The organism is Streptomyces sp. NRRL F-5755 (genome assembly GCF_001279365.1).
In the GTDB taxonomy this organism is placed as follows: Bacteria; Actinomycetota; Actinomycetes; order Streptomycetales; family Streptomycetaceae; genus Streptomyces; species Streptomyces rimosus.
Genome location: NZ_LGCW01000059.1, coordinates 55,933 through 81,186 on the forward strand (window position 1 = coordinate 55,933; position 25,254 = coordinate 81,186).

Below are 25,254 nucleotides of genomic sequence, written 5' to 3' on the forward strand. Positions count from 1 at the left end.
ACCGAAGGGACAACCATGGAAGCCAGGGCCCAGGCGCGGTACATCCGCGTCACGCCCATGAAGGCCCGCCGCGTGGTGGACCTTATCCGTGGCATGGATGCCACGGAGGCTCAGGCGGTCCTGCGTTTCGCCCCGCAGGCCGCGAGCGTGCCCGTCGGCAAGGTGCTGGACAGCGCCATTGCCAACGCCGCGCACAACTACGACCACACGGACGCCTCCACGCTGGTCATCAGCGAGGCGTACGTAGACGAGGGTCCGACCCTGAAGCGGTTCCGTCCGCGTGCCCAGGGCCGTGCCTACCGGATCCGCAAGCGGACCAGCCACATCACCGTGGTCGTCAGCAGCAAGGAAGGAACCCGGTAATGGGCCAGAAGGTAAACCCGCACGGGTTCCGGCTCGGCATCACCACCGACTTCAAGTCGCGTTGGTACGCCGACAAGCTGTACAAGGACTACGTCAAGGAAGACGTCGCCATTCGTCGCATGATGACGAAGGGCATGGAGCGCGCCGGTATCTCGAAGGTGGAGATCGAGCGCACCCGTGAGCGCGTCCGCGTCGACATCCACACCGCTCGTCCGGGCATCGTCATCGGCCGCCGCGGCGCCGAGGCCGACCGCATCCGCGGCGAACTGGAGAAGCTGACCGGCAAGCAGGTCCAGCTGAACATCCTCGAGGTCAAGAACCCCGAGACCGATGCTCAGCTCGTGGCCCAGGCCGTCGCCGAGCAGCTGTCCTCCCGCGTCTCCTTCCGTCGCGCCATGCGCAAGAGCATGCAGTCGACGATGAAGGCCGGCGCCAAGGGCATCAAGATCCAGTGTGGTGGCCGTCTCGGCGGCGCCGAGATGTCGCGCTCGGAGTTCTACCGCGAGGGCCGCGTGCCCCTGCACACCCTCCGCGCCAACGTCGACTACGGCTTCTTCGAGGCCAAGACCACCTTCGGCCGCATCGGTGTGAAGGTCTGGATCTACAAGGGCGACGTCAAGAACATCGCCGAGGTCCGCGCCGAGAACGCCGCCGCCCGTGCGGGCAACCGCCCGGCCCGCGGTGGCAACGACCGTCCGCGCCGCGGTGGCGAGCGTGGCGGCCGTGGCGGCCGCAAGCCGCAGCAGAACGCCGCTGCCGAGGCCCCCAAGGCCGAGGCCGCTGCCGCTGCTCCGGCTGCTGAGAGCACCGGAACGGAGGGCTGACCGACATGCTGATCCCTCGCAGGGTCAAGCACCGCAAGCAGCACCACCCGAAGCGCAACGGTATGGCCAAGGGTGGCACCGAGCTTGCCTTCGGTGAGTACGGCATTCAGGCCGTGACCCCCGCCTACGTGACGAACCGGCAGATCGAGTCCGCTCGTATCGCCATGACCCGTCACATCAAGCGTGGCGGCAAGGTCTGGATCAACATTTACCCGGACCGCCCGCTGACGAAGAAGCCGGCCGAGACCCGCATGGGTTCCGGTAAGGGTTCTCCGGAGTGGTGGGTCGCGAACGTCAAGCCCGGTCGGGTGATGTTCGAGCTGTCCTTCCCGAACGAAAAGGTTGCGAAGGAGGCGCTGACCCGCGCCGCCCACAAGCTTCCGATGAAGTGCCGCATCGTGCGGCGCGAGGCAGGTGAGTCGTGATGGCGGCCGGTACCAAGGCGACCGAGCTGCGCGAGCTGAACAACGAGGACCTCGTTGGGAAGCTTCGTGAGGCCAAGGAGGAGCTGTTCAACCTCCGCTTCCAGGCGGCGACCGGACAGCTTGAGAACCACGGCCGGCTGAAGGCCGTCCGCAAGGACATCGCCCGGATCTACACCCTGATGCGTGAGCGCGAGCTCGGCATCGAGACGGTGGAGAGCGCCTGATGAGCGAGAAGAATGTGACTGAGACGAACGAGCGCGGTTTCCGCAAGACCCGCGAGGGTCTGGTCGTCAGCGACAAGATGGACAAGACCGTCGTCGTCGCCGTCGAGGACCGTGTCAAGCACGCGCTGTACGGCAAGGTCATCCGCCGTACGAACAAGCTCAAGGCGCACGACGAGCAGAACGCTGCCGGTGTCGGCGACCGCGTCCTCCTGATGGAGACGCGTCCGCTTTCGGCGAGCAAGCGCTGGCGCATCGTCGAGATCCTCGAGAAGGCCAAGTAAGGAATTTCCCGTTCGGGAATTCCGCTAGATACCGCCTGGGGGGTTTCCCCCAGGTCAGTTCCGCCAGGCTCGGCGGTGGGCCTCCGCAGTGAGGCCCCCGCCGGGAACCGGCAGACGATCAGGAGATAGACGTGATCCAGCAGGAGTCGCGGCTTCGGGTCGCCGACAACACGGGTGCGAAGGAAATTCTCACCATCCGTGTTCTCGGTGGTTCGGGCCGCCGCTACGCGGGCATCGGTGACGTCATCGTCGCCACCGTCAAGGACGCGATCCCCGGTGGCAACGTGAAGAAGGGTGACGTCGTCAAGGCGGTCATCGTTCGCACCGTCAAGGAGCGCCGCCGTCCGGACGGCTCGTACATCCGCTTCGACGAGAACGCGGCCGTCATCCTCAAGAACGATGGCGACCCCCGCGGCACCCGCATCTTCGGCCCCGTGGGCCGGGAGCTGCGCGAGAAGAAGTTCATGAAGATCATCTCGCTCGCGCCGGAGGTGCTGTAACCGATGAAGATCAAGAAGGGCGACCTGGTCCAGATCATCACCGGCAAGGACAAGGGCAAGCAGGGCAAGGTCATCGCGGCCTTCCCCCGCGAGGACCGTGTCCTGGTCGAGGGTGTCAACCGGGTCAAGAAGCACACCAAGGCCGGTCAGACCGCTCGTGGCTCCAAGACCGGCGGCATCGTGACGACCGAGGCCCCGATCCACGTGAGCAACGTGCAGCTCGTCGTGGAGAAGGACGGCAAGAAGGTCGTCACCCGCGTCGGGTACCGCTTCGACGACGAAGGCAACAAGATCCGCGTTGCCAAGCGGACCGGTGAGGACATCTGATGACTGCCACCACCAACGCGCCGCGCCTCAAGCAGCGCTACCGCGAAGAGATCGCCGGGAAGCTGAAGGACGAGTTCTCCTACGAGAACGTCATGCAGATCCCCGGTCTGACCAAGATCGTGGTCAACATGGGTGTGGGCGACGCCGCCCGCGACTCCAAGCTGATCGAGGGCGCCATCCGCGACCTCACCACGATCACCGGCCAGAAGCCGGCCGTCACCAAGGCCCGTAAGTCCATCGCGCAGTTCAAGCTGCGCGAGGGCCAGCCGATCGGTGCCCACGTCACCCTCCGCGGTGACCGCATGTGGGAGTTCCTGGACCGCCTGCTGTCGCTCGCGCTCCCGCGCATCCGCGACTTCCGTGGTCTGTCCCCGAAGCAGTTCGACGGTCGGGGCAACTACACCTTCGGTCTCACGGAGCAGGTCATGTTCCACGAGATCGACCAGGACAAGATCGACCGGCAGCGGGGCATGGACATCACCGTGGTCACCACGGCGTCCAACGACGATGAGGGCCGCGCCCTGCTTCGTCACCTCGGCTTCCCGTTCAAGGAGAACTGACCGTGGCGAAGAAGGCTCTGATCGCTAAGGCGGCCCGCAAGCCGAAGTTCGCTGTGCGCGCGTACACGCGTTGCCAGCGCTGCGGCCGGCCGCACTCCGTGTACCGCAAGTTCGGCCTGTGCCGCGTGTGCCTCCGTGAGATGGCTCACCGTGGCGAGCTGCCGGGCGTGACCAAGAGCTCCTGGTAACACCCCTTCCCGTTCGTCCGACCAGCGCCCGCACGGGCGCCCGGCGGACGAAAGGAGTCACGTGGGTGGTTCCGGAGTCTCTCGGTAAGCATCTGTTCGGCGGGGCCCCGCCCTTTGATCCCGTAGGGTAGAAGGGTTGGGCGCCCCGCCGCCCAGGAACGACTTACTACGCCGAAGGTCCCCGCGCCGCACCCGTCCCGACCCTGATCGGGGAGAGGGATGGCGCATACAGGAAACCCCGGCGAGAGAGGCCGAAGGCCAATTCATGACCATGACTGACCCCATCGCAGACATGCTCACGCGTCTGCGGAACGCGAACTCGGCGTACCACGACACCGTCGTGATGCCGCACAGCAAGATCAAGTCGCACATCGCGGAGATCCTCCAGCAGGAGGGTTACATCACCGGCTGGAAGGTCGAGGACGCCGAGGTCGGCAAGAACCTCATCCTCGAGCTGAAGTTCGGTCCCAACCGCGAGCGCTCGATCGCCGGCATCAAGCGCATCTCGAAGCCGGGCCTGCGGGTCTACGCAAAGTCCACCAACCTGCCGAAGGTGCTCGGCGGCCTGGGCGTGGCGATCATCTCCACGTCGCACGGTCTCCTCACCGGTCAGCAGGCCAGCAAGAAGGGCGTAGGCGGAGAAGTTCTCGCCTACGTCTGGTAATTCGGGAACGGAGGAATAGCTAATGTCGCGTATTGGCAAGCTGCCCATCCAGGTTCCCGCTGGTGTGGACGTCACCATCGACGGCCGCACGGTTTCGGTGAAGGGTCCCAAGGGCTCCCTGCAGCACACCGTCGCCGCGCCCATCGAGGTCGCCAAGGGTGAGGACGGCGTCATCAACGTCACCCGCCCGAACGACGAGCGTCAGAACAAGGCCCTGCACGGCCTGTCCCGCACGCTGGTGGCGAACATGATCACCGGCGTGACCCAGGGATTCACCAAGGCGCTCGAGATCAGCGGTGTCGGTTACCGCGTCCAGGCGAAGGGCTCCAACCTGGAGTTCTCGCTCGGTTACAGCCACCCGATCCTGGTCGAGGCGCCCGAGGGCATCTCGTTCAAGGTCGAGTCCCCGACCAAGCTGAGCGTCGAGGGCATCGACAAGCAGAAGGTCGGCGAGGTCGCCGCGAACATCCGCAAGCTGCGCAAGCCCGACCCGTACAAGGCCAAGGGCGTCAAGTACGCCGGCGAGGTCATCCGCCGCAAGGTCGGAAAGGCTGGTAAGTAAGCCATGGCATACGGTGTGAAGGTCGCGAAGGGCGACGCCTACAAGCGCGCCGCCGCCAAGCGTCGCCACATCCGCATCCGCAAGCGGATTTCGGGTACGCCGGAGCGTCCGCGTCTGGTCGTGACGCGGTCCAACCGCGGCATCGCCGCCCAGGTCATCGACGACATCAAGGGTCACACCCTGGCGTCGGCGTCGACCCTGGACGCGTCGATCCGCGGTGGCGAGGGCAACAAGACGGACCTGGCCAAGCAGGTCGGTTCCCTGGTCGCCGAGCGCGCCAAGGCCGCCGGCGTCGAGGCCGTCGTGTTCGACCGTGGTGGTAAGCAGTACGCCGGGCGGATTGCCGCTCTGGCCGATGCAGCCCGCGAAGCCGGACTGAAGTTCTAAGTCCCGGTTCCGTAGCTACTGGGCCCCTCCAGCGCCGGTGACGGTGTCCGGAGGGAGTAACAGAGAGAGGTAATTCCAATGGCTGGACCCCAGCGCCGCGGCAGCGGTGCCGGTGGCGGCGAGCGGCGGGACCGTAAGGACCGGCGGGACGGCGGCGCAGCTGCCGAGAAGACCGCTTACGTCGAGCGGGTTGTCGCAATCAACCGCGTCGCCAAGGTTGTGAAGGGTGGTCGTCGCTTCAGCTTCACCGCGCTGGTCGTGGTGGGCGACGGTGACGGCACCGTGGGTGTCGGTTACGGCAAGGCCAAGGAGGTGCCGGCCGCCATCGCCAAGGGTGTGGAGGAGGCCAAGAAGCACTTCTTCAAGGTCCCCCGTATCGCCGGCACCATCCCGCACCCGATCCAGGGCGAAGAGGCTGCGGGCGTCGTCCTGCTCAAGCCGGCTTCCCCCGGTACCGGTGTGATCGCCGGTGGCCCGGTGCGCGCCGTCCTGGAGTGCGCGGGCATCCACGACGTGCTGAGCAAGTCGCTCGGCTCGTCGAACCCGATCAACATCGTGCACGCCACGGTGGCCGCTCTGCGGGGCCTGCAGCGCCCCGAGGAGATCGCCGCCCGTCGTGGCCTGCCGCTGGAGGACGTTGCTCCCGCCGCTCTGCTGCGGGCGCGTGCCGGGGTGAACGCGTAATGGCTTCGCTCAAGATCACGCAGACCAAGTCCATCATCGGCAGCAAGCAGAACCACCGCGACACCCTGCGTTCGCTCGGCCTCAAGCGGGTCAACGACGTGGTTGTCAAGGAGGACCGCCCCGAGTACCGCGGCATGGTGCACACCGTCCGCCACCTCGTGACGGTCGAGGAGGTCGACTGACATGGCGGAGAACAACCCGCTGAAGGTCCACAACCTCCGTCCTGCCCCGGGCGCCAAGACCGCCAAGACCCGTGTGGGTCGTGGTGAGGCGTCCAAGGGTAAGACCGCTGGTCGTGGTACCAAGGGCACGAAGGCCCGTTACCAGGTTCCGGAGCGCTTCGAGGGCGGCCAGATGCCGCTGCACATGCGCCTCCCGAAGCTGAAGGGCTTCAAGAACCCCGCCCACAAGCAGTTCCAGGTCGTGAACCTGGACAAGCTGGCCGCGCTCTACCCGCAGGGTGGCGAGGTCACGGTGGCCGACCTGGTCGCCAAGGGCGCGGTGCGCAAGAACGAGCTCGTCAAGGTCCTGGGCCAGGGCGAGATCTCCGTGGCGCTGACGGTGACGGTGGACTCCGTTTCCGGCTCCGCCAAGGAGAAGATCACCGCTGCCGGTGGCAGCGTCACCGAGCTCATCTGAGCTCAGTGAATCAACTGACCGGGGATGCCCACGTATTGGGGCATCCCCGGTCGGTCGTTCCAAGGGGGGCCTGGTCGCCGGTAAGGTGGCGTGCACTGTTGCTGTATTTTCCGGGGGTTCTTCCCCCGGGCCCCCACCGCGTGGGCTAATGTCTGCGCGGTTTTGGCCGCTTTGTATCCGTCGATCCTTTAGACCGTCACCTCTCGCTCCAGAGGCGGGAGGCGCAGGAGGCACCGTGCTCACCGCGTTCGCCCGAGCGTTCAAGACGCCCGACCTGCGCAAGAAGCTGCTGTTCACATTGGGCATCGTGCTCGTCTACCGGCTCGGAGCGCACGTTCCGGTGCCGGGGGTGAACTACTCCAATGTCGAAACCTGCATGAAGCAGGCCGGCGCCAATGGCGGTCTCTTCGGCCTGGTGAACATGTTCAGCGGTGGTGCGCTGCTCCAGATCACGATCTTCGCGCTGGGGATCATGCCGTACATCACGGCAAGCATCATCCTCCAGCTGCTGACCGTGGTCATCCCCCGTCTGGAGGCCCTGAAGAAAGAGGGGCAGTCCGGACAGGCGAAGATCACCCAGTACACCCGGTACCTGACCGTCGCGCTGGCGGTCCTCCAGGGCACCGGCCTGGTCGCCACCGCCAAGGGCGGTCAGCTCTTCCAGGGCTGCCAGGTGGCCAACCAGATCGTGCCGAGCGACTCGATCTTCACCACGATCACCATGGTGATCACGATGACCGCCGGTACGGCCATGGTCATGTGGCTCGGTGAGCTGGTCACCGACCGCGGCATCGGCAACGGCATGTCGATCCTGATGTTCGTCGGCATCGCGGCCGGCTTCCCCGGCTCGCTGTGGCAGATCAAGCTGTCCGGCAAGCTGGCCGACGGCTGGATCGAGTTCTTCTCCGTCATCGTGGTGGGCCTGGCCATGGTCGCCCTGGTGGTCTTCGTCGAGCAGGCCCAGCGGCGTATCCCCGTGCAGTACGCCAAGCGGATGATCGGCCGCCGCTCGTACGGCGGCACGTCCACCTACATCCCGCTGAAGGTGAACCAGGCGGGCGTCATCCCCGTCATCTTCGCCTCGTCGCTGCTCTACATCCCGGCCCTGGTGGCCCAGTTCAGCGGCTCGAAGGCGAGCTGGGCGGTCTGGATCGAGACCAACTTCACCAAGGGCAACCACCCGGTCTACATCGTCACGTACTTCCTGCTGATCGTCTTCTTCGCGTTCTTCTACGTCGCCATCTCCTTCAACCCCGAGGAAGTTGCCGACAACATGAAGAAGTATGGTGGCTTCATCCCGGGCATCCGGGCTGGTCGCCCCACGGCCGAGTACCTCAGCTACGTGCTCAACCGGATCACGTGGCCGGGCTCGCTGTACCTGGGTCTGATCGCGCTTGTGCCAACAGTGGCGTTGGTGCTGTTCAAGGCCAACCAGAACTTCCCGTTCGGCGGGACGAGCATCCTGATCATCGTGGGTGTGGGTCTGGAGACCGTGAAGCAGATCGAGAGCCAGCTCCAGCAGCGCAACTACGAAGGGTTCCTCCGCTGATGCGAATCGTCCTCGTCGGGCCTCCTGGGGCAGGCAAGGGTACGCAGGCCGCGTACCTGGCCAAGAACCTCTCGATCCCGCACATCTCCACGGGCGACCTGTTCCGCGCCAACATCAGCCAGGGCACGGACCTGGGCAAAGAGGCCAAGTCCTACATGGACGCGGGCAACCTGGTGCCCGACTCGGTGACGATCGCGATGGCCGAGGACCGGATGGACCAGCCGGACGCCGAGGACGGCTTCCTGCTGGACGGCTTCCCGCGCAACATCGGCCAGGCCGAGGCGCTGGACGCCTACCTCAAGGGCAAGGGCGTGAAGCTGGACGCCGTCCTGGACCTGGAGGTCCCGGAGGACGAGGTGGTCAAGCGGATCGCCGGCCGCCGGATCTGCCGCAACGACAGCAGCCATGTCTTCCACGTGGACTACCACAAGCCGAAGACCGAGGGTGTCTGCGACATCTGCGGCGGCGACCTCTACCAGCGCGAGGACGACCGCGAGGAGACCGTCCGCAAGCGGCTGGAGGTCTACCACACGGAGACCGAGCCGATCATCGACCACTACAAGGCGCAGGACCTGGTCGTCACGATCCCGGCCCTGGGCAAGGTGGACGAGGTCACCCAGCGCGCGATGGCCGCGCTCGACAAGGGCGAGTAGTTCCCCGAAGATCAGCGCTTACGGCCGCGGTGCCCGGGTACGGGACCGCGGCCGTATCGTGTAATGGCGCGGCCCGGTGCCGCGGCAGCGTCGTAGTAGTCGGTTTGAGGAAGGCGTACGCCACCATGGTGGAGATCAAGACCCCCGAGCAGATCGCGAAGATGCGCGAGGCGGGGCTGGTGGTCGCCGCCATCCACGCGGCCACCCGTGAGGTGGCGGTGCCCGGCGCCACCACCAAGGACCTGGACGACGCCGCGCGCAAGGTGCTGGCCGAGCACGGCGCCAAGTCGAACTTCCTCGGGTACGGCGGCTTCCCCGCGACGATCTGCACGTCGGTCAACGACGTCGTCGTCCACGGCATCCCCGACACCGAGACCGTCCTCGCGGACGGCGACATCATCTCCATCGACTGCGGCGCGATCATCGACGGCTGGCACGGCGACGCGGCCTACACCGCCTTCGTCGGCTCCGGTCACTCTCCGGAGCTGGTCGAGCTGAGCCGGGTCACCGAGGAGTCCATGTGGGCCGGCATCGCGGCCGTCCGCAAGGGCAACCGGCTGGTCGACATCTCCAAGGCCATCGAGGGCTACATCCGCCGGCAGCCGCGCCCGTCGAACGGCAAGTACGGCATCGTCGAGGACTACGGCGGCCACGGCATCGGCTCCGAGATGCACATGGACCCGCACCTGCTGAACTACGTCGACCGCAAGCGCGGCCGCGGCCCGAAGCTGGTCCCGGGCTTCTGCATCGCCATCGAGCCCATGGTCAACCTGGGCACGCCCAAGACCCACGTCCTGGAGGACGACTGGACGGTCAAGTCGAACGACGGCAGCTGGTCCTCGCACTGGGAGCACTCCGTCGCGCTGACCGAGCAGGGCCCGCTGGTGCTGACCGCGCCGGACGGCGGCAAGGCGAAGCTGGCGGAGCTGGGCATCGAGGCCGCGCCGGACCCGCTGGGCTGATGTCCGCCCGTACGGCGTGTGGCACCTGGCCGACCCCGAGGCGTAACGATCACAGAGCGTGGGCAATAATCGTGGATTCGTCTTTTCGGGAACGCTGACGTAGACTGACGCGTCGGCTGTCGTGCATCCGTGTGCCTGTTTTCCGGGTATGCATCCGTACGAAGTCGATCAAGGTAGCCGATTCGAAGGGCGAAGCGTGGCCAAGAAGCAAGGTGCCATCGAGATCGAGGGCACCGTGATCGAGTCCCTCCCGAACGCGATGTTCAAGGTGGAGCTTCAGAACGGTCACAAGGTCCTCGCGCACATCAGCGGCAAGATGCGGATGCACTACATCCGTATCCTCCCGGATGACCGGGTCGTCGTGGAGCTTTCTCCGTACGACCTGACGCGTGGCCGGATCGTCTACCGCTACAAGTAGATCTTGTCGACGCCCCCTCCCGTGGGGTGGCGGCACTGACCCGGAGAACCTCACATCCCATGAAGGTCAAGCCGAGCGTCAAGAAGATCTGCGACAAGTGCAAGGTGATCCGCCGTCACGGCCGGGTCATGGTGATCTGCGACAACCTGCGCCACAAGCAGCGCCAGGGCTGACGCACGCCGACCTCTCTGCATTTCGCAGTTTCTTCGCGCGACGCAAACGCACAGCAATACGTACATACGCAGACACCCGACCCCTCGCGTTCGTCGCGCGGGGACGACACCCCCGGCTCGGAGGCCGGGGACCCGGCTCGTAAGTGACGAAGAGTCTTACGGGAACGGTGCTGCGGAAGACCTCCGAATACCTCAGGAGCCAATACATGGCACGCCTCGCAGGCGTTGATCTCCCGCGCGACAAGCGCGTCGAGGTCGCCCTCACCTACGTCTTCGGCATCGGGCGCACCCTGTCGCAGCAGACCCTCGCCGCCACCGGCGTGAACCCGGACACCCGCGTTCGCGACCTGGCCGAGGAGGACCTGGTCAAGATCCGCGAGTACGTGGACAACAACCTCAAGACCGAGGGTGACCTCCGTCGCGAGATCCAGGCCGACATCCGCCGCAAGGTCGAGATCGGCTGCTACCAGGGTCTGCGTCACCGCCGCGGCCTGCCGGTGCACGGTCAGCGCACCAGCACGAACGCCCGTACCCGCAAGGGTCCGCGTCGCGCGATCGCCGGCAAGAAGAAGCCGGGCAAGAAGTAGTCCTCAGCGGACGCTCATCAGCGGTCTTCGCTGTAGGACCGACCACCTCCACCGGGAGTAATACATGCCTCCGAAGGGCCGTACGGCCGGCGCCAAGAAGGTGCGCCGCAAGGAGAAGAAGAACGTCGCCCACGGGCACGCTCACATCAAGAGCACGTTCAACAACACCATCGTTTCGATCACCGACCCCACGGGCAACGTGATCTCCTGGGCCTCGGCGGGCCACGTGGGCTTCAAGGGCTCGCGCAAGTCCACGCCGTTCGCCGCGCAGATGGCTGCCGAGTCGGCCGCCCGCCGCGCGCAGGAGCACGGCATGCGCAAGGTCGACGTCTTCGTCAAGGGTCCCGGCTCCGGCCGTGAGACCGCGATCCGCTCGCTCCAGGCCACCGGCCTGGAGGTCGGCTCGATCCAGGACGTCACCCCGACGCCGCACAACGGCTGCCGTCCCCCCAAGCGTCGTCGCGTCTGACGCTCGCGGCCTGTAAGGGCCGCAGCCTGTCGGTCCGCGCTCCGGCGCGGGCCGTCACCAGGCACTTTTCGGGCGGTACGCCGCGACTCCTGGGAGTCGCGCCGTGCCGCCCGTACCCTTGTAGAAACCGCCGGGCCACCGTCCGGCGCAGCTGGCATCAAATAGCGGGTGCCAAGACTGGAAGGCGAAACACCTCATGCTGATCGCTCAGCGTCCCTCGCTGACCGAAGAGGTCGTCGACGAATACCGCTCCCGGTTCGTGATCGAGCCGCTGGAGCCGGGCTTCGGCTACACCCTCGGCAACTCCCTGCGTCGTACGCTCCTCTCCTCGATCCCGGGTGCGGCGGTCACGTCCATCCGCATCGACGGTGTCCTGCACGAGTTCACCACCGTGCCGGGCGTCAAGGAGGACGTCACCGACCTCATCCTGAACATCAAGCAGCTGGTCGTCTCCTCCGAGCACGACGAGCCGGTCGTGATGTACCTGCGCAAGCAGGGCCCCGGCCTGGTCACCGCCGCGGACATCGCCCCGCCGGCCGGTGTCGAGGTGCACAACCCCGACCTGGTCCTCGCCACCCTCAACGGCAAGGGCAAGCTGGAGATGGAGCTGACCGTCGAGCGCGGTCGCGGCTATGTCTCCGCCGTGCAGAACAAGCAGGTCGGTCAGGAGATCGGCCGCATCCCGGTCGACTCCATCTACTCGCCGGTCCTCAAGGTCACCTACAAGGTCGAGGCGACCCGAGTCGAGCAGCGCACCGACTTCGACAAGCTGATCGTCGACGTCGAGACCAAGCAGGCCATGCGTCCCCGTGACGCCATGGCGTCCGCCGGCAAGACCCTGGTGGAGCTGTTCGGTCTGGCCCGCGAGCTCAACATCGACGCCGAGGGCATCGACATGGGCCCGTCCCCCACGGACGCCGCCCTGGCCGCCGACCTGGCGCTGCCGATCGAGGAGCTGGAGCTCACCGTTCGGTCGTACAACTGCCTCAAGCGCGAGGGCATCCACTCGGTGGGCGAGCTCGTCGCCCGCTCCGAGGCGGACCTGCTCGACATCCGCAACTTCGGTGCGAAGTCGATCGACGAGGTCAAGGCGAAGCTGGCCGGTATGGGCCTGGCGCTGAAGGACTCGCCTCCTGGGTTCGACCCGACGGCTGCGGCTGACGCCTTTGGGGCCGACGACGATGCGGATGCGGGCTTCGTGGAGACCGAGCAGTACTGAGCCGCCGTACGGCGGGTTGGCCGGTCTCGGCTGGCCCGCCGTGTTCGGGTGCAGGCTTATCGGCCTGCGGCCTCGTCCTCAATCGCCGGACGGGTTTGATTTGGCCGAGACTGGAAGCGGCGGGGCGACCCGGCCGCTTCCAGCGCGAAAAGAACTTCCGCGGGGCACCCGCCCCCCGGGAACTGACACCGGTACCTGATACGGCCGGTGCAGCAATGAAGGAGAAATACCATGCCGAAGCCCGCCAAGGGTGCCCGTCTGGGCGGCAGCGCTGCGCACGAGCGTGCGATGCTGCGCAACCTGGCCACCAACCTGTTCGAGCACGGCCGCATCACGACGACCGAGGCCAAGGCCCGTCGTCTGCGTCCGTACGCCGAGCGTCTGGTGACCAAGGCGAAGAAGGGTGACCTTCACAACCGCCGTCAGGTCATGCAGCTGATCTCGGACAAGAGCGTCGTGCACACGCTCTTCACGGAGATCGCGCCGCGCTTCGCGGAGCGTCCGGGTGGTTACACCCGTATCACCAAGATCGGCAACCGTCGTGGCGACAACGCCCCGATGGCGGTCATCGAGCTGGTCGAGGGCGAGATCGCCAAGAAGGCCACCGTTGCCGAGGCCGAGGCCGCGACCAAGCGCGCGGTGAAGGAGTCCGAGGAGGCCGCCAAGGCCGAGGACACCAAGGGCGAGGCCGCCGAGGCCCCGGCCGAGGAGTCGAAGGACGCCTGAGCCTGACACAGGCCACCGGACGGGCCCGCTCCCCTCAGGGGGCGGGCCCGTTCCGCTTGAGAGGATGCACGCGTGAGCGATGAAGTGGAGCCCGGGTTCGTACGGGTGCGGCTGGACCTTTCGTACGACGGGAAGGACTTCTCCGGCTGGGCGAAGCAGCGGGCGCGGCGCACGGTCCAGGAGGAGCTGGAGACCGCGCTGCGGACGGTGACGCGGTCGGCCGGGACGTACGAGCTGACGGTGGCGGGGCGGACGGACGCCGGGGTGCACGCGCGGGGGCAGGTGGCCCATGTGGACCTGCCGGCGGAGCTGTGGGCCGAGCACGCGGACAAGCTGCTGCGGCGGCTGGCCGGGCGGCTGCCGAAGGACGTACGGGTGTGGCGGGCCGCCGAGGCGCCGTACGGGTTCAACGCGCGGTTCTCGGCGATCTGGCGGCGGTACGCGTACCGGGTCACCGATCACCCGGGCGGCGTCGATCCGCTGCTGCGCGGCCACGTGCTGTGGCACGACTGGGACCTGGACGTCGACGCGATGAACGAGGCGTCGCAGGCGCTGCTGGGGGAGCACGACTTCGCGGCCTACTGCAAGCGGCGCGAGGGCGCGACGACGATCCGTACGCTCCAGGAGCTGAGCTGGGTGCGGGACGCGGACGGGATCATCACGGCGACCGTGCAGGCGGACGCCTTCTGCCACAACATGGTGCGCTCGCTGGTGGGCGCGCTGCTGTTCGTGGGGGACGGGCACCGGCCGGTGGAGTGGCCGGGGAAGGTGCTGGCGGCCGGGGTACGGGACTCGGCGGTGCACGTCGTACGGCCGCACGGGCTGACCCTGGAGGAGGTCGGCTATCCGGCGGACGACCTGCTCATGGCCCGTAACAAGGAGGCCCGCAACAAGCGGAGCCTGCCCGGGGGCGGCTGCTGCTGAGCCGCCCCGGCGCGGGCCTCGTCAGGACTGGGCGCGGGCGGCCTTGGCCGCCTGGTCCGTGCCGCGCTGCCAGATGCGGTTGTACGCGTACCGGCCGCCGTCCCGGCCGATCTGCAGGGCCTTCGTGGACGCCTTGGTGACGGCCGAGCCGTCGAGGTTGCCGGCGATGGTGAAGTAGGCGTAGCGGCCGGTGGCGTTGGTGTACATCGTGCAGGCCGTGCCCTCGCAGAAGGCGCCGACGCCGCCGCCGGCCAGCGGCGCGAGGCTGGGCTTGTTGGCGTCCTTGACCTTGAAGGCGGCACCCTTGGAGTCGAAGACCGCGACACCGACGGTGACCGCGACGCCGTCCTTGGAGTATGTGGCGCGCAGCAGCTTCTTGCAGCCGTTGTGCTGGAGCACCGAGCCGAGCGCGCCGTGCGTGCCGGCCGTGCAGTCGTCGGTGGCGGCGGCGGTCACCCGGGGGTAGGACCGCTTGTCGATCACCATGTTCTTCTCGGGGAAGAGCGTGTCGGGGGTGAGGGCCGCGGTGTCCTTCTTGGGGTCGGTGATGTAGTCCCGCGGGTTCGGCGGCGGCGGGACGGAGACCTCGGAGAAGGACGGCTTGGGGGCGTCGGGCTCGTCCGGGAGCTGCTGGGCGTGCGGCAGGCCGTTGTCCTTGTTGCTGGTGATCACGGCGGTGGCGACGATGCCCGCCACGGCGACGGTCGCCAGTGCGCCGCCGCCGATGAACAGCCAGCGGCGGCGCTTGTCGCGTGACTCGCTCTCGTCGGCGAGCGCCTCCCAGTCAGGAGTCGAGGAGTCCGGTCCCCCGGGCCCGAACGGCCCACCATGCCCAAAGCTCATGCCGCGCATCCTAAACCGGTTGGTGGAACGCAGGGCGGGCGGCGACAATCCGGCTCATGGGACACGTGGAGGCCGGGCATCTGGAGTACTACCTGCCGGACGGGCGGGTCCTGTTGGGGGACGTCTCGTTCCGGGTCGGTGAGGGGGCCTCGGTGGCGCTGGTCGGTGCCAACGGGGCGGGCAAGACGACGCTGCTGCGGCTGATCTCGGGGGAGCTCCAGCCGCACGGGGGCGCGGTGACCGTGAGTGGCGGGCTGGGGGTGATGCCGCAGTTCGTGGGGTCCGTCAGGGACGAGTGGACCGTGCGGGACCTGCTGGTGTCGGTGGCGTCGCCGCGGATCAGGGAAGCGGCGGCGGCTGTGGATGCCGCCGAGCACGCGGTGATGACAGTCGACGGCGAGGCCGCGCAGATGCGGTACGCGCAGGCGCTCAGCGACTGGGCCGAGGCGCGCGGGTACGAGGCCGAGACGCTCTGGGACATGTGCACCATGGCGGCGCTGGACATCCCGTACGAGAAGGCGCAGTGGCGGCAGGTGCGCACGCTCAGCGGCGGCGAGCAGAAGCGGCTGGTGCTGGAGTCGCTGCTGCGAGGCACCGACGAGGTGCTGCTGCTGGACGAGCCGGACAACTACCTGGACGTTCCGGCCAAGCGCTGGCTGGAGGAGCGGCTGCGCGAGACGAAGAAGACGGTGCTGTTCGTCTCCCATGACCGGGAGCTGCTGGCGCGCGCCGCCGACAAGATCGTCAGTGTGGAGCCGGGGCCCGCCGGCTCGGACGTATGGGTGCACGGCGGTGGCTTCGGTACGTACCACGAGGCGCGCAAGGAGCGCTTCGCGCGCTTCGAGGAGCTGCGGCGGCGCTGGGACGAGAAGCACGAGCAGCTGAAGAAGCTGGTGCGCAGCCTGCGGCAGGCGGCGGAGAACAGCCATGAGCTGGCCTCCCGCTACCACGCCGCCCAGACCCGGCTGCGCAAGTTCGAGGAGGCCGGGCCGCCGCCGGAGCCGCCGCGCGAGCAGGAGATCACCATGCGGCTGCGGGGCGGGCGTACCGGCGTACGGGCCGTGACCTGCGAGAACCTTGAGCTGACCGGGCTGATGAAGCCGTTCGACCTGGAGGTCTTCTACGGGGAGCGGGTCGCGGTGCTCGGGTCGAACGGCTCCGGGAAGTCGCACTTCCTGCGGTTGCTGGCGGGCGAGGACGTCGCGCATACGGGGAGCTGGAAGCTGGGCGCGCGTGTCGTGCCCGGTCACTTCGCGCAGACCCACGCTCATCCGGAGCTGGAGGGCCGCACCCTTCTGGACATTCTCTGGAAGGAACACGCCAAGGACCGGGGCAAGGCGATGAGCGCGCTGCGCCGGTACGAACTGGAGCGGCAGGCCGAGCAGCGCTTCGACCGCCTGTCGGGCGGCCAGCAGGCGCGCTTCCAGATCCTGCTGCTGGAGCTGGCGGGAACGACCGCCCTGCTGCTGGACGAGCCGACCGACAACCTCGACCTGGAGAGCGCCGAGGCCCTTCAGGAAGGGCTGGAAGCGTACAAGGGCACGGTGCTGGCGGTGACGCACGACCGCTGGTTCGCGCGGTCCTTCGACCGGTACCTGGTCTTCGGTTCGGACGGGCAGGTGCGGGAGACGGCGGAGCCGGTGTGGGATGAGCGGAGAGTGCAGCGCAAGCGGTAGCGGCCGTTCGTTTCGCTCCTGCGCTCCGCTTGGAGTCCGTCCGGTGGTGGGCCCGTACCAGCGGCTCTTAGATGGACGCATGAGCGCGGAGAAAACGGGCATAGCGGGCGCCGGAGAGGTGGGGGACGCGGTGGAGCCCCCGGCCTCCCCGGTCGTCGGATGGCTGCTCGGGCGAGCCCCCCGGCCGCTGTGGGCGGTGGCCGCCGTGCTGATGGGAGCGGTGATCTTCAACGTCCACCGGCACAGCCCCACCGTCGGCATGGACAACGACTTCGTGGTCAAGGCGGCGCGGGCGCTGCTGGACGGCGACGCCCCGTACGCCGACAAGCGGTTCCTGTATCTGCCGAGCGCGGTGCTCGCCGCGGTGCCCGAGGCGCTGCTGTCCGCCGGGAAGCTGCGGCTGCTGGTGCCGGTGGCGGGCGTGGGGGCGGTGGTGCTGGGCTGGCTGCTCGCGCTGCGGATCTTCCGGGTGCCCGTACGGAGCAGGCTGGCGGCGCTCGGGGTGGCGGCCCTGGCGTTCTTCGAGCCGTTCCGCAACGTGGTGAACATCGGCAACTGGACGCTGGCCTCGGTGGTCGCGCTGCCGCTGGTGCTGCTGCTGGCGCTGCGCTCCCGGTGGGTGGCCGCGGGCGCGGTCCTCGGCCTCGCGCTGGCCCTCAAGCCGCTGCTGGCGCCGGTGCTCCTGCTGCTGGTCCTGGCGCGGCGGTGGCGGGCCCTCGCGGTGGCGGTCGCGGTGCCCGCCGTGGCGTCCGTGCTGGCGGCGCTGGTGATGCCGCACCCGGGCATGTTCTTCACCCGTACGCTGCCGTTCCTGCTGCACGGCCAGGACAGCTTCGCGCGGCCCTTCGACGCCTCGCTCGGGATGATCCTGACCCGGCTGGGCGTGCCGGAGACCGCGGCGTACGGGGTCGCCGCGGTGGCGGCGGTGGCCGGGACCGGGTGTGCCTGGGCGCGGTGGCGGCGTGGTGACGAGGGCCCGTCGCGGCTCGTCGAGACCGCCGCGATGCTGATGCTCGCGGCCTTCCTGGTGTCCCGGCCGTCCTTCGACCACTATCTTCTGGTGGTGCTGCCGCCGCTGGTGGCGTCCGTGGCGCTGCCGGGCTCGGCGGCCCGTGCGGTCTGGTTCTGGATCGCCCTCGTGCCGCAGGTCAGCGGGCTGGTCTGGCCGCATCTGGAAGCGCTGCACCGGCGGGCCTTCCGGGACGCGGTGATGCTGTGGACCGTCGCGGCGGTGATGGCATGGACATGCATCCGCCCGCGCGTGCTGCGAGCGGTGGTTACCATGCCCGTGGGGCCCGAGAGCACCGATCGCACGCCGGTTCGGGACGTGTTTTGACCCGGCCGGGGGCGGCCCGGTATTCTGCCAGTTCGTTATGCGTATTGGCTTGCTCTATCTCACGTGAGGGGCCCTTACGCCGGTCCACCGGGCCGATGACCAGCGGCAGGAACCCGGGTTGCGTCACCCGTGGGGCCGCCAGTGCTGGCGATCGATCGTGGTGACCAGTACAGGACCCTATTCACTGAAGAAGCGAAGGCTAACCGTGCGTACGTTCAGCCCCAAGCCCGGCGATGTCCAGCGCCAGTGGCACATCATCGACGCCCAGGACGTCGTCCTGGGCCGTCTGGCCTCCCAGGCCGCTTCCCTCCTGCGGGGTAAGCACAAGCCGGTGTACGCGCCGCACGTCGACACCGGCGACTTCGTCGTCATCATCAACGCCGACAAGGTGCACCTGTCCGGCAACAAGCGCATCCAGAAGATGGCCTACCGCCACTCCGGTTTCCCGGGCGGTCTGCGTGCGGTCCGTTACGAGGACCTGCTCGAGAAGAACCCCGAGAAGGCCGTCGAGAAGGCCATCAAGGGCATGCTCCCCAAGAACACCCTGGGCCGTCAGATGCTCTCGAAGCTGAAGGTCTACGCGGGCGCCGAGCACCCGCACGCTGCCCAGCAGCCGGTCCCGTTCGAGATCACCCAGGTCGCGCAGTAAGTCCGGCCACCCCCTAAGACGAAGAGAATCTGAGGAGCATCGTGGCTGAGACCACCCCCGAGACCCCGCTGGACGAGGTCGAGGAGTACACCACCGAGACCGAGGTCCCGCTGGAGGGCGAGTACACCTCCGAGTCGCTCGCGTCGCGCTTCGGCGACCCGCAGCCGGCCGCCGGCCTCGGCCGTCGCAAGAACGCCATCGCCCGCGTGCGGATCATCCCGGGCACCGGCCAGTGGAAGATCAACGGCCGCACCCTTGAGGGTTACTTCCCGAACAAGGTGCACCAGCAGGAAGTCAACGAGCCCTTCAAGGTGCTCGAGCTCGACAACCGCTACGACGTCGTGGCCCGCATCTCCGGCGGCGGCATCTCCGGCCAGGCCGGTGCGCTGCGCCTGGGCGTGGCCCGTGCGCTGAACGAGGCGGACGAGGACAACAACCGCGGCCCGCTGAAGAAGGCCGGCTTCCTCAAGCGCGACGACCGTGCGGTCGAGCGCAAGAAGGCCGGTCTGAAGAAGGCCCGCAAGGCGCCGCAGTACAGCAAGCGCTAATTGCCGCTCGGCTGCTCGCGCGGCTCTTGGCGAACGCCCCGGTGGCACCATCCGTGCTGCCGGGGCGTTCGGCTATCCGGGACCAGCGGCGTATACCTGGACGCAATGCTCTGGTCCACGTACATCAACTCGGAGGACACCAGTGGGACGACTCTTCGGCACGGACGGTGTGCGCGGTGTCGCCAACGCCGATCTGACGGCCGAGCTGGCGCTCGGTCTCTCGGTCGCGGCGGCGCATGTGCTCGCGGAAGCCGGCACCTTTGAGGGGCACCGGCCGGTGGCCGTGGTCGGGCGCGATCCGCGGGCCTCGGGGGAGTTCCTGGAAGCCGCGGTCGTGGCGGGCCTGGCCAGCGCGGGCGTGGACGTGCTGCGGGTGGGCGTGCTGCCGACCCCGGCCGTGGCGTACCTGACCGGGTCGCTCGGCGCCGACCTGGGCGTGATGCTCTCCGCCAGCCACAACCCGATGCCCGACAACGGCATCAAGTTCTTCGCCCGCGGCGGCCACAAGCTCGCCGACGAGCTGGAGGACCGCATCGAGCGCACGTACCGGGCGCACAGCGCCGGCGAGCCGTGGGACCGGCCGACCGGCGCCGGTGTCGGCCGGGTCAAGGACTACGACCAGGGCTTCGACAACTACGTCGCCCACCTGGTGGGCGTGCTGCCCAACCGCCTGGACGGCCTGAAGATCGTCATCGACGGCGCGCACGGCGCGGCCTCCCGGGTCTCCCCGGAGGCGTTCGCGCGGGCCGGCGCCGAGGTCGTCACCATCGGCACCGAGCCCGACGGCCTGAACATCAACGACGACTGCGGCTCCACCCACATCGCCAAGCTGCGCGCCGCGGTCGTCGAGCACGGCGCGGCTCTGGGTGTCGCGCACGACGGCGACGCGGACCGCTGCCTGGCCGTGGACCACGAGGGCAACGAGGTCGACGGCGACCAGATCCTGGCCGTCCTGGCGCTCGGCATGCGCGAGGCCGGCACGCTGCGCAGGAACACCGTCGTGGCGACCGTCATGTCCAACCTGGGCTTCAAGCTGGCCATGGAGCGCGAGGGCCTGACCTTCGTCCAGACGGCGGTCGGCGACCGCTACGTCCTGGAGGAGATGAAGGCCGGCGGCTACGCGCTCGGCGGCGAGCAGTCCGGCCACGTCATCGCGCTGGACCACGCCACGACCGGCGACGGCACCCTCACCGGCCTGATGCTGGCCGCGCGCGTCGCGGCGACCGGCCGCCCGCTGGCCGAGCTGGTCCGCGTCATGGAGCGGCTGCCGCAGGTGCTGGTGAACGTCCCCGACGTGGACAAGACGCGCGTCGGCACCTCGCCGGAGCTGACCACCGCGGTCGCCGAGGCCGAGAAGGAGCTGGGCGCCACCGGCCGCGTCCTGCTGCGCCCCTCCGGCACCGAGCCGCTGGTCCGCGTCATGGTCGAGGCCGCCGACATCGAGCAGGCCGGGGCCGTCGCCGGGCGGCTGGCCGATGCGGTGAAGTCCGCGCTGGGCTGACCTTCAGACGCGTACGCCCTTTCTGCTGCCGGCCCAGAAGAGCTTCTGGGCCAGCAGCGTCAGCGTGCCCGCGACGACGATGCCGGCCAGGTTCAGCAGCAGCTGTTCCGTGGAGCCCCACGCCTGCCTGTACGAGCTGTAGCCGAAGGCGACGGCGGCGTTCGCGGCGGCCGGGACGGTGGTGACCGAGATCGCCACGCCGACCAGCGCGCCGGACTTCGCCGAGGTCAGCGAGAGGACCCCGGCGATTCCGGCGAGGACGGCGACCACGAACGAGAACCAGTCCGGCCGGTAGATGAAGTTCGTGTTCGGCCGGTCCGCCGTCAGCGCCCCGGCGTGGAAGAGCCCCACCGCGTCCATGAACAGGCTGAACCCCACCGTCAGTGCCATCGCCACCGCGAAGCCCACGACCAGCGCCAGCAGGGAGCGCCAGGCCAGCCGGGGTGCCCGGCGCACCAGGGCCGTACAGATGCCGGCCAGCGGGCCGAACTCGGGGCCCACGGCCATCGCGCCGACGATCAGGATCGCGTTGTCCAGCACCACACCGCAGGCTGCGATCATCGTGGCGAGGGTCAGGAATGCCAGGTAGGTGACGGAGAGCGTGGATTCCTCGTGGGTGGCGTCGGTCAGCGACTCCCACAGCACCGCGTCCACGCCCTCGCCGGGCGCATCCTCCTCCGCCCGGTCCGCGCGGACGGACAGGGACAGGTCGATGTTCTCGACGGCGATGGCGCCGTCCCGGTCGATACCGAGCGCCCGCAGCTCGTGCAGCAGTCCGTCACCGGCCTCGCGGGCCACGTCGCAGAGGACCACATCACCCCGCGGTTCGCGCGCGGCGCCGGTCAGGACGGCGAGGTGGGTGGTGCCGACGGTGTTCTCCACCAGGTGCAGGACGGCCTGCGTCCGGTCGGCGGGGACAATCAGGCGAAGGTGCAGCACATGTACTCCTGGCGGGCGGGCAGTGGTGGTTATGGGCTTCCGCGTCAGAGCTTGCGCAGCGACAGCCGCTGCACCTTGTGGTCGGGGCCCTTGCGCAGGACGAGGTTGGCGCGCCCGCGGGTCGGTGCGACGTTCTGTTCCAGGTTGGGCTTGTTGACGGTGCGCCAGATCATGCGCGCGTAGTCGAGGGCTTCTTCCTCGGAAACCTGGGTGTACTTCCGGAAGTACGAGAACGGGTTCTGGAAGGCGGTGTCGCGCAGTTTGCGGAAGCGGCCCAGGTACCACTGCTCGATGTCTTCCGTACGGGCGTCCACGTAGACCGAGAAGTCGAAGAAGTCGGCGAGGCCGAGGCGGGTGCGGCCGTCCTTGCCGGGCAGCGCGGGCTGGAGGACGTTCAGGCCCTCGACGATCAGGATGTCGGGCCGGTGCACGGTCAGCCGCTCGCCGGGCACGATGTCGTAGATCAGGTGGGAGTAGACCGGCGCGCTGACCTCGGACTTGCCGGACTTCACATCGGCGACGAAGCGGGTCAGGGCGCGGCGGTCGTAGGACTCGGGGAAGCCCTTGCGCGACATCAGGCCGCGGCGGTGCAGCTCGGCGTTGGGGAACAGGAAGCCGTCGGTGGTGACCAGCTCGACGCGCGGGTGCTCCGGCCAGCGGGCCAGCAGCGCCTGGAGGAGCCGGGCGGTGGTGGACTTGCCGACCGCCACGCTGCCCGCGACCCCTATGACGAACGGTGTGCCGGGCTGCGCGCCGTGGCCGCCGCCCGCGTCGCCGAGGAAGGTGTTCAGGGCGCCGCGCAGGTTGCTGGTGGCGCCCACGTACAGGTTGAGCAGCCGGGACAGCGGCAGGTAGACGTCGCGCACCTCGTCCAGGTCGATCACGTCGCCCAGGCCGCGCAGCCGCTCGACCTCCTCGGCGGTCAGCGGCAGCGGTGTCTTCTCCCGCAGGGCGCTCCACTCGGCGCGCGTCAGGTCCACGTACGGCGTGCGCTCGGCGCGGCGGCGGTGCTGCGACTCGGTCGGCTCTGTGGTGAGGGGCACGCGCCCATTGTCCGCGCGTGCGGCGCCCGGTTCTCCCCGGGGTCGGATTGTGGCGGTCCGTGTCGCGGGCGTGCCGTGCGCGGCGCCGTACGGCAGCGGCGACGCGGTTGACCGTATAGAGCGGCGGCTTTGATCACGCAGCCCCGTAGGCTGCCCCCATGTGCGGAATCGTGGGGTATGCGGGCGGCCGGTCCGCCCTGGACGTCGTGCTCGCCGGGCTGAAGCGGCTGGAGTACCGCGGCTACGACTCGGCCGGGGTGGCCGTACTGGCCGACGGCGGTCTGGCCGCGGCCAAGAAGGCGGGCAAACTCGCCAATCTCGACAAGGAGCTGGCCGAGCGTCCGCTGCCGGCCGGCTCGACCGGGATCGGGCACACCCGGTGGGCCACGCACGGCGCGCCCACGGACGCCAACGCCCATCCGCACCTGGACAACGCCGGGCGGGTCGCCGTCGTCCACAACGGCATCATCGAGAACTTCGCGGCGCTGCGGGCCGAACTGTCCGGGCGCGGTCACCGGTTGGCCTCCGAGACGGACACCGAGGTGGTCGGGCACCTGCTGGCGGAGAGCTTCTCCTCCTGCGGCGACCTGGCCGAGGCGATGCGGCAGGTGTGCCGCCGGCTGGAGGGCGCGTTCACGCTGGTCGCGGTGCACGCGGACGCGCCGGACGTGGTGGTGGGCGCGCGCCGCAACTCGCCGCTGGTGGTGGGCGTCGGCGAGGACGAGGCGTTCCTGGCGTCGGACGTGGCGGCGTTTATCGCATACACCCGTGAGGCGATCGAGCTGGGCCAGGACCAGGTCGTGGAGCTGCGCCGGGACGGGGTGACGGTCACCGACTTCGACGGGGCGCCGGGCGAGGTGCGCGCGTACCACATCGACTGGGACGCGTCGGCCGCCGAGAAGGGCGGCTACGACTACTTCATGCTCAAGGAGATCGCCGAGCAGCCGAAGGCGGTCGCCGACACGCTGCTGGGCCGGGTGGACGCCTCCGGGGTGCTCTCGCTGGACGAGGTGCGCATCGACGACAGGGTGCTGCGCGAGGCCACCAAGGTGGTGATAGTGGCCTGCGGCACCGCCTTCCACGCCGGGATGATCGCCAAGTACGCGATCGAGCACTGGACCCGCATCCCCTGCGAAGTGGAGCTGGCCAGCGAGTTCCGCTACCGGGACCCGATCCTGGACCCGCGCACCCTGGTCGTCGCCATCTCGCAGTCCGGCGAGACGATGGACACCCTGATGGCGGTGCGGCACGCCCGCGAGCAGGGCGCGAAGGTGCTCGCGGTCTGCAACACCAACGGCTCGACGATCCCCCGCGAGTCGGACGCGGTGCTCTACACCCACGCCGGGCCCGAGGTCGCGGTCGCCTCCACCAAGGCGTTCCTGACCCAGCTGGTGGCCTGCTACCTGCTCGCGCTGTACCTGGGGCAGGTGCGCGGCACGCAGTGGGGCGACGAGATCCGGGCCGTGGTGCGCGAGCTGGCCGGTGTCGGTACGCAGGTCGAGCAGGTCCTCGGCACGATGGAGCCGGTACGGGAGCTGGCGCGCAGCCTCGCGGACAAGGACACGGTGCTGTTCCTGGGGCGGCACGTGGGCTACCCGGTCGCCCTGGAGGGCGCGCTCAAGCTCAAGGAACTCGCGTACATGCACGCGGAGGGCTTCGCGGCGGGCGAGCTGAAGCACGGCCCGATCGCGCTGATCGAGGAGGGCGTGCCGGTGGTGGTGGTCGTGCCGTCGCCGCGCGGCCGGTCCGTCCTGCACGGCAAGATCGTCTCCAATATCCAGGAGATCCGGGCCCGTGGCGCGCGCACCATCGTGATCGCGGAGGAGGGCGACGAGGCGGTCGTCCCGTACGCGGACCACATCGTGCGCATCCCGCGCACGCCCACCCTGCTCCAGCCGCTGGTCTCCTCGGTGCCGCTCCAGGTGTTCGCCTGCGAGCTGGCCACGGCGCGCGGCAACGAGGTGGACCAGCCGCGCAACCTCGCCAAGTCGGTGACCGTCGAATGATCATCGGGGTCGGTATCGACGTGGCCGAGATCGACCGTTTCGGGGCGGCCCTGGAGCGCACCCCGGAGATGGCGCACCGGCTGTTCGTCGAGCGGGAGTTGATACTGCCCAGCGGGGAGCGCCGGGGCATCGCCTCGCTCGCCGCCCGGTTCGCCGCCAAGGAGGCGGTGGCCAAGGCGCTGGGGGCGCCCGGCGGGCTGCGCTGGACGGACGCGGAGGTCGCGGTGCTGGAGTCCGGGCAGCCGATACTCCAGATCCGCGGGACGGTGGCCGAGCGGGCCGCGGAACTGGGCGTACGGTCCTGGCACGTGTCGCTCAGTCACGACGCGGGCGTGGCCTCGGCGGTGGTGATCGCGGAGGGGTGAGCGGCCGCGGCCGGGCGAGCCGACAGGAATGCCGGCGCCG

Annotated in this window: 35 protein-coding genes; 32 read left to right on the forward strand and 3 right to left on the reverse strand. The window is 68.8% G+C overall.

All coding sequences use genetic code 11. From position 1 onward, the window contains the following. The first annotated feature begins 15 nt into the window (after window positions 1-15). The 25 genes from rplV (at window position 16) to truA (ending at window position 14,308) form a co-directional block, all read left to right on the forward strand. Window positions 16-363: a 50S ribosomal protein L22 gene (gene rplV / locus ADK86_RS09260; protein WP_009997296.1), complete on the forward strand. Its 348-nt coding sequence runs from the start codon at window positions 16-18 to the stop codon at window positions 361-363. After that, entirely contained in the window at window positions 363-1,187 is an 825-nt protein-coding gene (gene rpsC, locus ADK86_RS09265) for a 30S ribosomal protein S3 (protein WP_030589649.1), read from the forward strand. The genes rplV and rpsC overlap by 1 nt, the downstream gene beginning before the upstream one ends. A 5-nt stretch (window positions 1,188-1,192) precedes the next feature. Continuing rightward, window positions 1,193-1,612 (forward strand): 50S ribosomal protein L16, encoded by a 420-nt coding sequence (gene rplP / locus ADK86_RS09270; protein ID WP_004571829.1) that lies wholly within the window; start codon window positions 1,193-1,195, stop codon window positions 1,610-1,612. Next, window positions 1,612-1,836, forward strand: coding sequence for a 50S ribosomal protein L29 (rpmC, locus tag ADK86_RS09275; RefSeq protein WP_004571830.1), 225 nt, complete (start codon window positions 1,612-1,614; stop codon window positions 1,834-1,836). Before rplP ends, rpmC begins: the two co-directional genes overlap by 1 nt. Further along, window positions 1,836-2,117 carry a 30S ribosomal protein S17 gene (gene rpsQ / locus ADK86_RS09280; protein WP_030589651.1) on the forward strand — a complete coding sequence of 94 codons (282 nt, stop codon included), beginning with the start codon at window positions 1,836-1,838 and terminating at the stop codon, window positions 2,115-2,117. The genes rpmC and rpsQ overlap by 1 nt, the downstream gene beginning before the upstream one ends. 131 nt (window positions 2,118-2,248) lie before the next feature. After that, window positions 2,249-2,617: a 50S ribosomal protein L14 gene (gene rplN, locus ADK86_RS09285; protein WP_003974257.1), complete on the forward strand. Its 369-nt coding sequence runs from the start codon at window positions 2,249-2,251 to the stop codon at window positions 2,615-2,617. Between the two features lie 3 nt (window positions 2,618-2,620). Further along, window positions 2,621-2,944, forward strand: coding sequence for a 50S ribosomal protein L24 (gene rplX / locus ADK86_RS09290; protein ID WP_004571832.1), 324 nt, complete (start codon window positions 2,621-2,623; stop codon window positions 2,942-2,944). Beyond that, on the forward strand, window positions 2,944-3,504 hold the full coding sequence (gene rplE, locus ADK86_RS09295; protein WP_004571833.1) for a 50S ribosomal protein L5: 561 nt from the start codon (window positions 2,944-2,946) through the stop codon (window positions 3,502-3,504). Before rplX ends, rplE begins: the two co-directional genes overlap by 1 nt. A gap of 2 nt (window positions 3,505-3,506) precedes the next feature. Continuing rightward, a complete protein-coding gene (locus ADK86_RS09300) occupies window positions 3,507-3,692 on the forward strand; it encodes a type Z 30S ribosomal protein S14 (protein ID WP_004571834.1) in 186 nt (61 codons plus the stop codon). Window positions 3,693-3,957: 265 nt separating this feature from the next. After that, the gene (gene rpsH / locus ADK86_RS09305) at window positions 3,958-4,356 is read left to right on the forward strand and encodes a 30S ribosomal protein S8 (protein WP_004571835.1); all 399 of its coding nucleotides are present in this window, start codon (window positions 3,958-3,960) and stop codon (window positions 4,354-4,356) included. A 22-nt stretch (window positions 4,357-4,378) separates the two neighbouring features. Continuing rightward, a complete protein-coding gene (gene rplF, locus ADK86_RS09310) occupies window positions 4,379-4,918 on the forward strand; it encodes a 50S ribosomal protein L6 (protein WP_004571836.1) in 540 nt (179 codons plus the stop codon). 3 nt (window positions 4,919-4,921) lie between these two features. Next, window positions 4,922-5,305, forward strand: a complete 384-nt coding sequence (gene rplR / locus ADK86_RS09315) for a 50S ribosomal protein L18 (RefSeq protein ID WP_004571837.1) — start codon at window positions 4,922-4,924, stop codon at window positions 5,303-5,305. Between the two features lie 78 nt (window positions 5,306-5,383). Next, complete coding sequence (gene rpsE / locus ADK86_RS09320) at window positions 5,384-5,989, forward strand: 30S ribosomal protein S5 (protein ID WP_004571838.1); 606 nt, start codon at window positions 5,384-5,386, stop codon at window positions 5,987-5,989. Continuing rightward, window positions 5,989-6,171, forward strand: coding sequence for a 50S ribosomal protein L30 (gene rpmD / locus ADK86_RS09325; RefSeq protein ID WP_004571839.1), 183 nt, complete (start codon window positions 5,989-5,991; stop codon window positions 6,169-6,171). The genes rpsE and rpmD overlap by 1 nt, the downstream gene beginning before the upstream one ends. 1 nt (window position 6,172) lies before the next feature. Next, entirely contained in the window at window positions 6,173-6,628 is a 456-nt protein-coding gene (gene rplO, locus ADK86_RS09330; RefSeq protein WP_004571840.1) for a 50S ribosomal protein L15, read from the forward strand. Between the two features lie 235 nt (window positions 6,629-6,863). Next, window positions 6,864-8,177: a preprotein translocase subunit SecY gene (gene secY / locus ADK86_RS09335; RefSeq protein ID WP_053696148.1), complete on the forward strand. Its 1,314-nt coding sequence runs from the start codon at window positions 6,864-6,866 to the stop codon at window positions 8,175-8,177. After that, window positions 8,177-8,830: an adenylate kinase gene (locus tag ADK86_RS09340; protein ID WP_053696149.1), complete on the forward strand. Its 654-nt coding sequence runs from the start codon at window positions 8,177-8,179 to the stop codon at window positions 8,828-8,830. The genes secY and ADK86_RS09340 overlap by 1 nt, the downstream gene beginning before the upstream one ends. A gap of 125 nt (window positions 8,831-8,955) precedes the next feature. After that, window positions 8,956-9,792 (forward strand): type I methionyl aminopeptidase, encoded by an 837-nt coding sequence (map, locus tag ADK86_RS09345; protein ID WP_004571843.1) that lies wholly within the window; start codon window positions 8,956-8,958, stop codon window positions 9,790-9,792. 196 nt (window positions 9,793-9,988) lie between these two features. Next, on the forward strand, window positions 9,989-10,210 hold the full coding sequence (gene infA, locus ADK86_RS09350; protein WP_003956442.1) for a translation initiation factor IF-1: 222 nt from the start codon (window positions 9,989-9,991) through the stop codon (window positions 10,208-10,210). 59 nt (window positions 10,211-10,269) lie between these two features. Further along, window positions 10,270-10,383 (forward strand): 50S ribosomal protein L36, encoded by a 114-nt coding sequence (gene rpmJ / locus ADK86_RS09355; RefSeq protein WP_003956441.1) that lies wholly within the window; start codon window positions 10,270-10,272, stop codon window positions 10,381-10,383. A 206-nt stretch (window positions 10,384-10,589) separates the two neighbouring features. After that, the gene (gene rpsM / locus ADK86_RS09360) at window positions 10,590-10,970 is read left to right on the forward strand and encodes a 30S ribosomal protein S13 (RefSeq protein ID WP_004571844.1); all 381 of its coding nucleotides are present in this window, start codon (window positions 10,590-10,592) and stop codon (window positions 10,968-10,970) included. A gap of 64 nt (window positions 10,971-11,034) precedes the next feature. Beyond that, window positions 11,035-11,439 (forward strand): 30S ribosomal protein S11, encoded by a 405-nt coding sequence (rpsK, locus tag ADK86_RS09365; protein ID WP_004571845.1) that lies wholly within the window; start codon window positions 11,035-11,037, stop codon window positions 11,437-11,439. A 196-nt stretch (window positions 11,440-11,635) separates the two neighbouring features. Then, window positions 11,636-12,658, forward strand: a complete 1,023-nt coding sequence (locus ADK86_RS09370; protein ID WP_003956430.1) for a DNA-directed RNA polymerase subunit alpha — start codon at window positions 11,636-11,638, stop codon at window positions 12,656-12,658. A gap of 231 nt (window positions 12,659-12,889) precedes the next feature. Then, window positions 12,890-13,384, forward strand: coding sequence for a 50S ribosomal protein L17 (rplQ, locus tag ADK86_RS09375; RefSeq protein WP_030589665.1), 495 nt, complete (start codon window positions 12,890-12,892; stop codon window positions 13,382-13,384). 72 nt (window positions 13,385-13,456) lie between these two features. After that, a complete protein-coding gene (gene truA / locus ADK86_RS09380) occupies window positions 13,457-14,308 on the forward strand; it encodes a tRNA pseudouridine(38-40) synthase TruA (RefSeq protein ID WP_053696150.1) in 852 nt (283 codons plus the stop codon). Between the two features lie 21 nt (window positions 14,309-14,329). On the opposite strand, the gene ADK86_RS09385 is transcribed toward truA, so the two are convergent. Beyond that, on the reverse strand, window positions 14,330-15,151 hold the full coding sequence (locus ADK86_RS09385; protein ID WP_053696151.1) for a hypothetical protein: 822 nt from the start codon (window positions 15,149-15,151) through the stop codon (window positions 14,330-14,332). 56 nt (window positions 15,152-15,207) lie between these two features. Between ADK86_RS09385 and ADK86_RS09390 the strand changes: the two genes are divergently transcribed. From ADK86_RS09390 to glmM, 5 genes are all read left to right on the forward strand, one after another. Further along, complete coding sequence (locus ADK86_RS09390) at window positions 15,208-16,827, forward strand: ABC-F family ATP-binding cassette domain-containing protein (RefSeq protein ID WP_053696152.1); 1,620 nt, start codon at window positions 15,208-15,210, stop codon at window positions 16,825-16,827. Window positions 16,828-16,906: 79 nt separating this feature from the next. Further along, window positions 16,907-18,163, forward strand: a complete 1,257-nt coding sequence (locus ADK86_RS09395) for a glycosyltransferase 87 family protein (RefSeq protein WP_053696153.1) — start codon at window positions 16,907-16,909, stop codon at window positions 18,161-18,163. A 205-nt stretch (window positions 18,164-18,368) separates the two neighbouring features. Further along, the gene (rplM, locus tag ADK86_RS09400) at window positions 18,369-18,812 is read left to right on the forward strand and encodes a 50S ribosomal protein L13 (RefSeq protein WP_004571851.1); all 444 of its coding nucleotides are present in this window, start codon (window positions 18,369-18,371) and stop codon (window positions 18,810-18,812) included. 41 nt (window positions 18,813-18,853) lie between these two features. Then, entirely contained in the window at window positions 18,854-19,360 is a 507-nt protein-coding gene (gene rpsI, locus ADK86_RS09405; RefSeq protein WP_030589680.1) for a 30S ribosomal protein S9, read from the forward strand. A 142-nt stretch (window positions 19,361-19,502) separates the two neighbouring features. Next, on the forward strand, window positions 19,503-20,861 hold the full coding sequence (gene glmM / locus ADK86_RS09410) for a phosphoglucosamine mutase (protein WP_053696154.1): 1,359 nt from the start codon (window positions 19,503-19,505) through the stop codon (window positions 20,859-20,861). Window positions 20,862-20,864: 3 nt separating this feature from the next. On the opposite strand, the gene ADK86_RS09415 is transcribed toward glmM, so the two are convergent. Both ADK86_RS09415 and coaA read right to left on the reverse strand, forming a co-directional pair. After that, the gene (locus tag ADK86_RS09415; protein WP_053696155.1) at window positions 20,865-21,800 is read right to left on the reverse strand and encodes a DUF389 domain-containing protein; all 936 of its coding nucleotides are present in this window, start codon (window positions 21,798-21,800) and stop codon (window positions 20,865-20,867) included. A 44-nt stretch (window positions 21,801-21,844) separates the two neighbouring features. After that, a complete protein-coding gene (gene coaA / locus ADK86_RS09420) occupies window positions 21,845-22,843 on the reverse strand; it encodes a type I pantothenate kinase (RefSeq protein ID WP_030589689.1) in 999 nt (332 codons plus the stop codon). A 158-nt stretch (window positions 22,844-23,001) separates the two neighbouring features. On the opposite strand from coaA, the gene glmS reads away from it, so the two are divergent. Both glmS and ADK86_RS09430 read left to right on the forward strand, forming a co-directional pair. Continuing rightward, the gene (glmS, locus tag ADK86_RS09425; protein ID WP_053696156.1) at window positions 23,002-24,849 is read left to right on the forward strand and encodes a glutamine--fructose-6-phosphate transaminase (isomerizing); all 1,848 of its coding nucleotides are present in this window, start codon (window positions 23,002-23,004) and stop codon (window positions 24,847-24,849) included. Beyond that, entirely contained in the window at window positions 24,846-25,214 is a 369-nt protein-coding gene (locus ADK86_RS09430) for a holo-ACP synthase (protein WP_004571857.1), read from the forward strand. Before glmS ends, ADK86_RS09430 begins: the two co-directional genes overlap by 4 nt. Window positions 25,215-25,254: the final 40 nt, after the last annotated feature.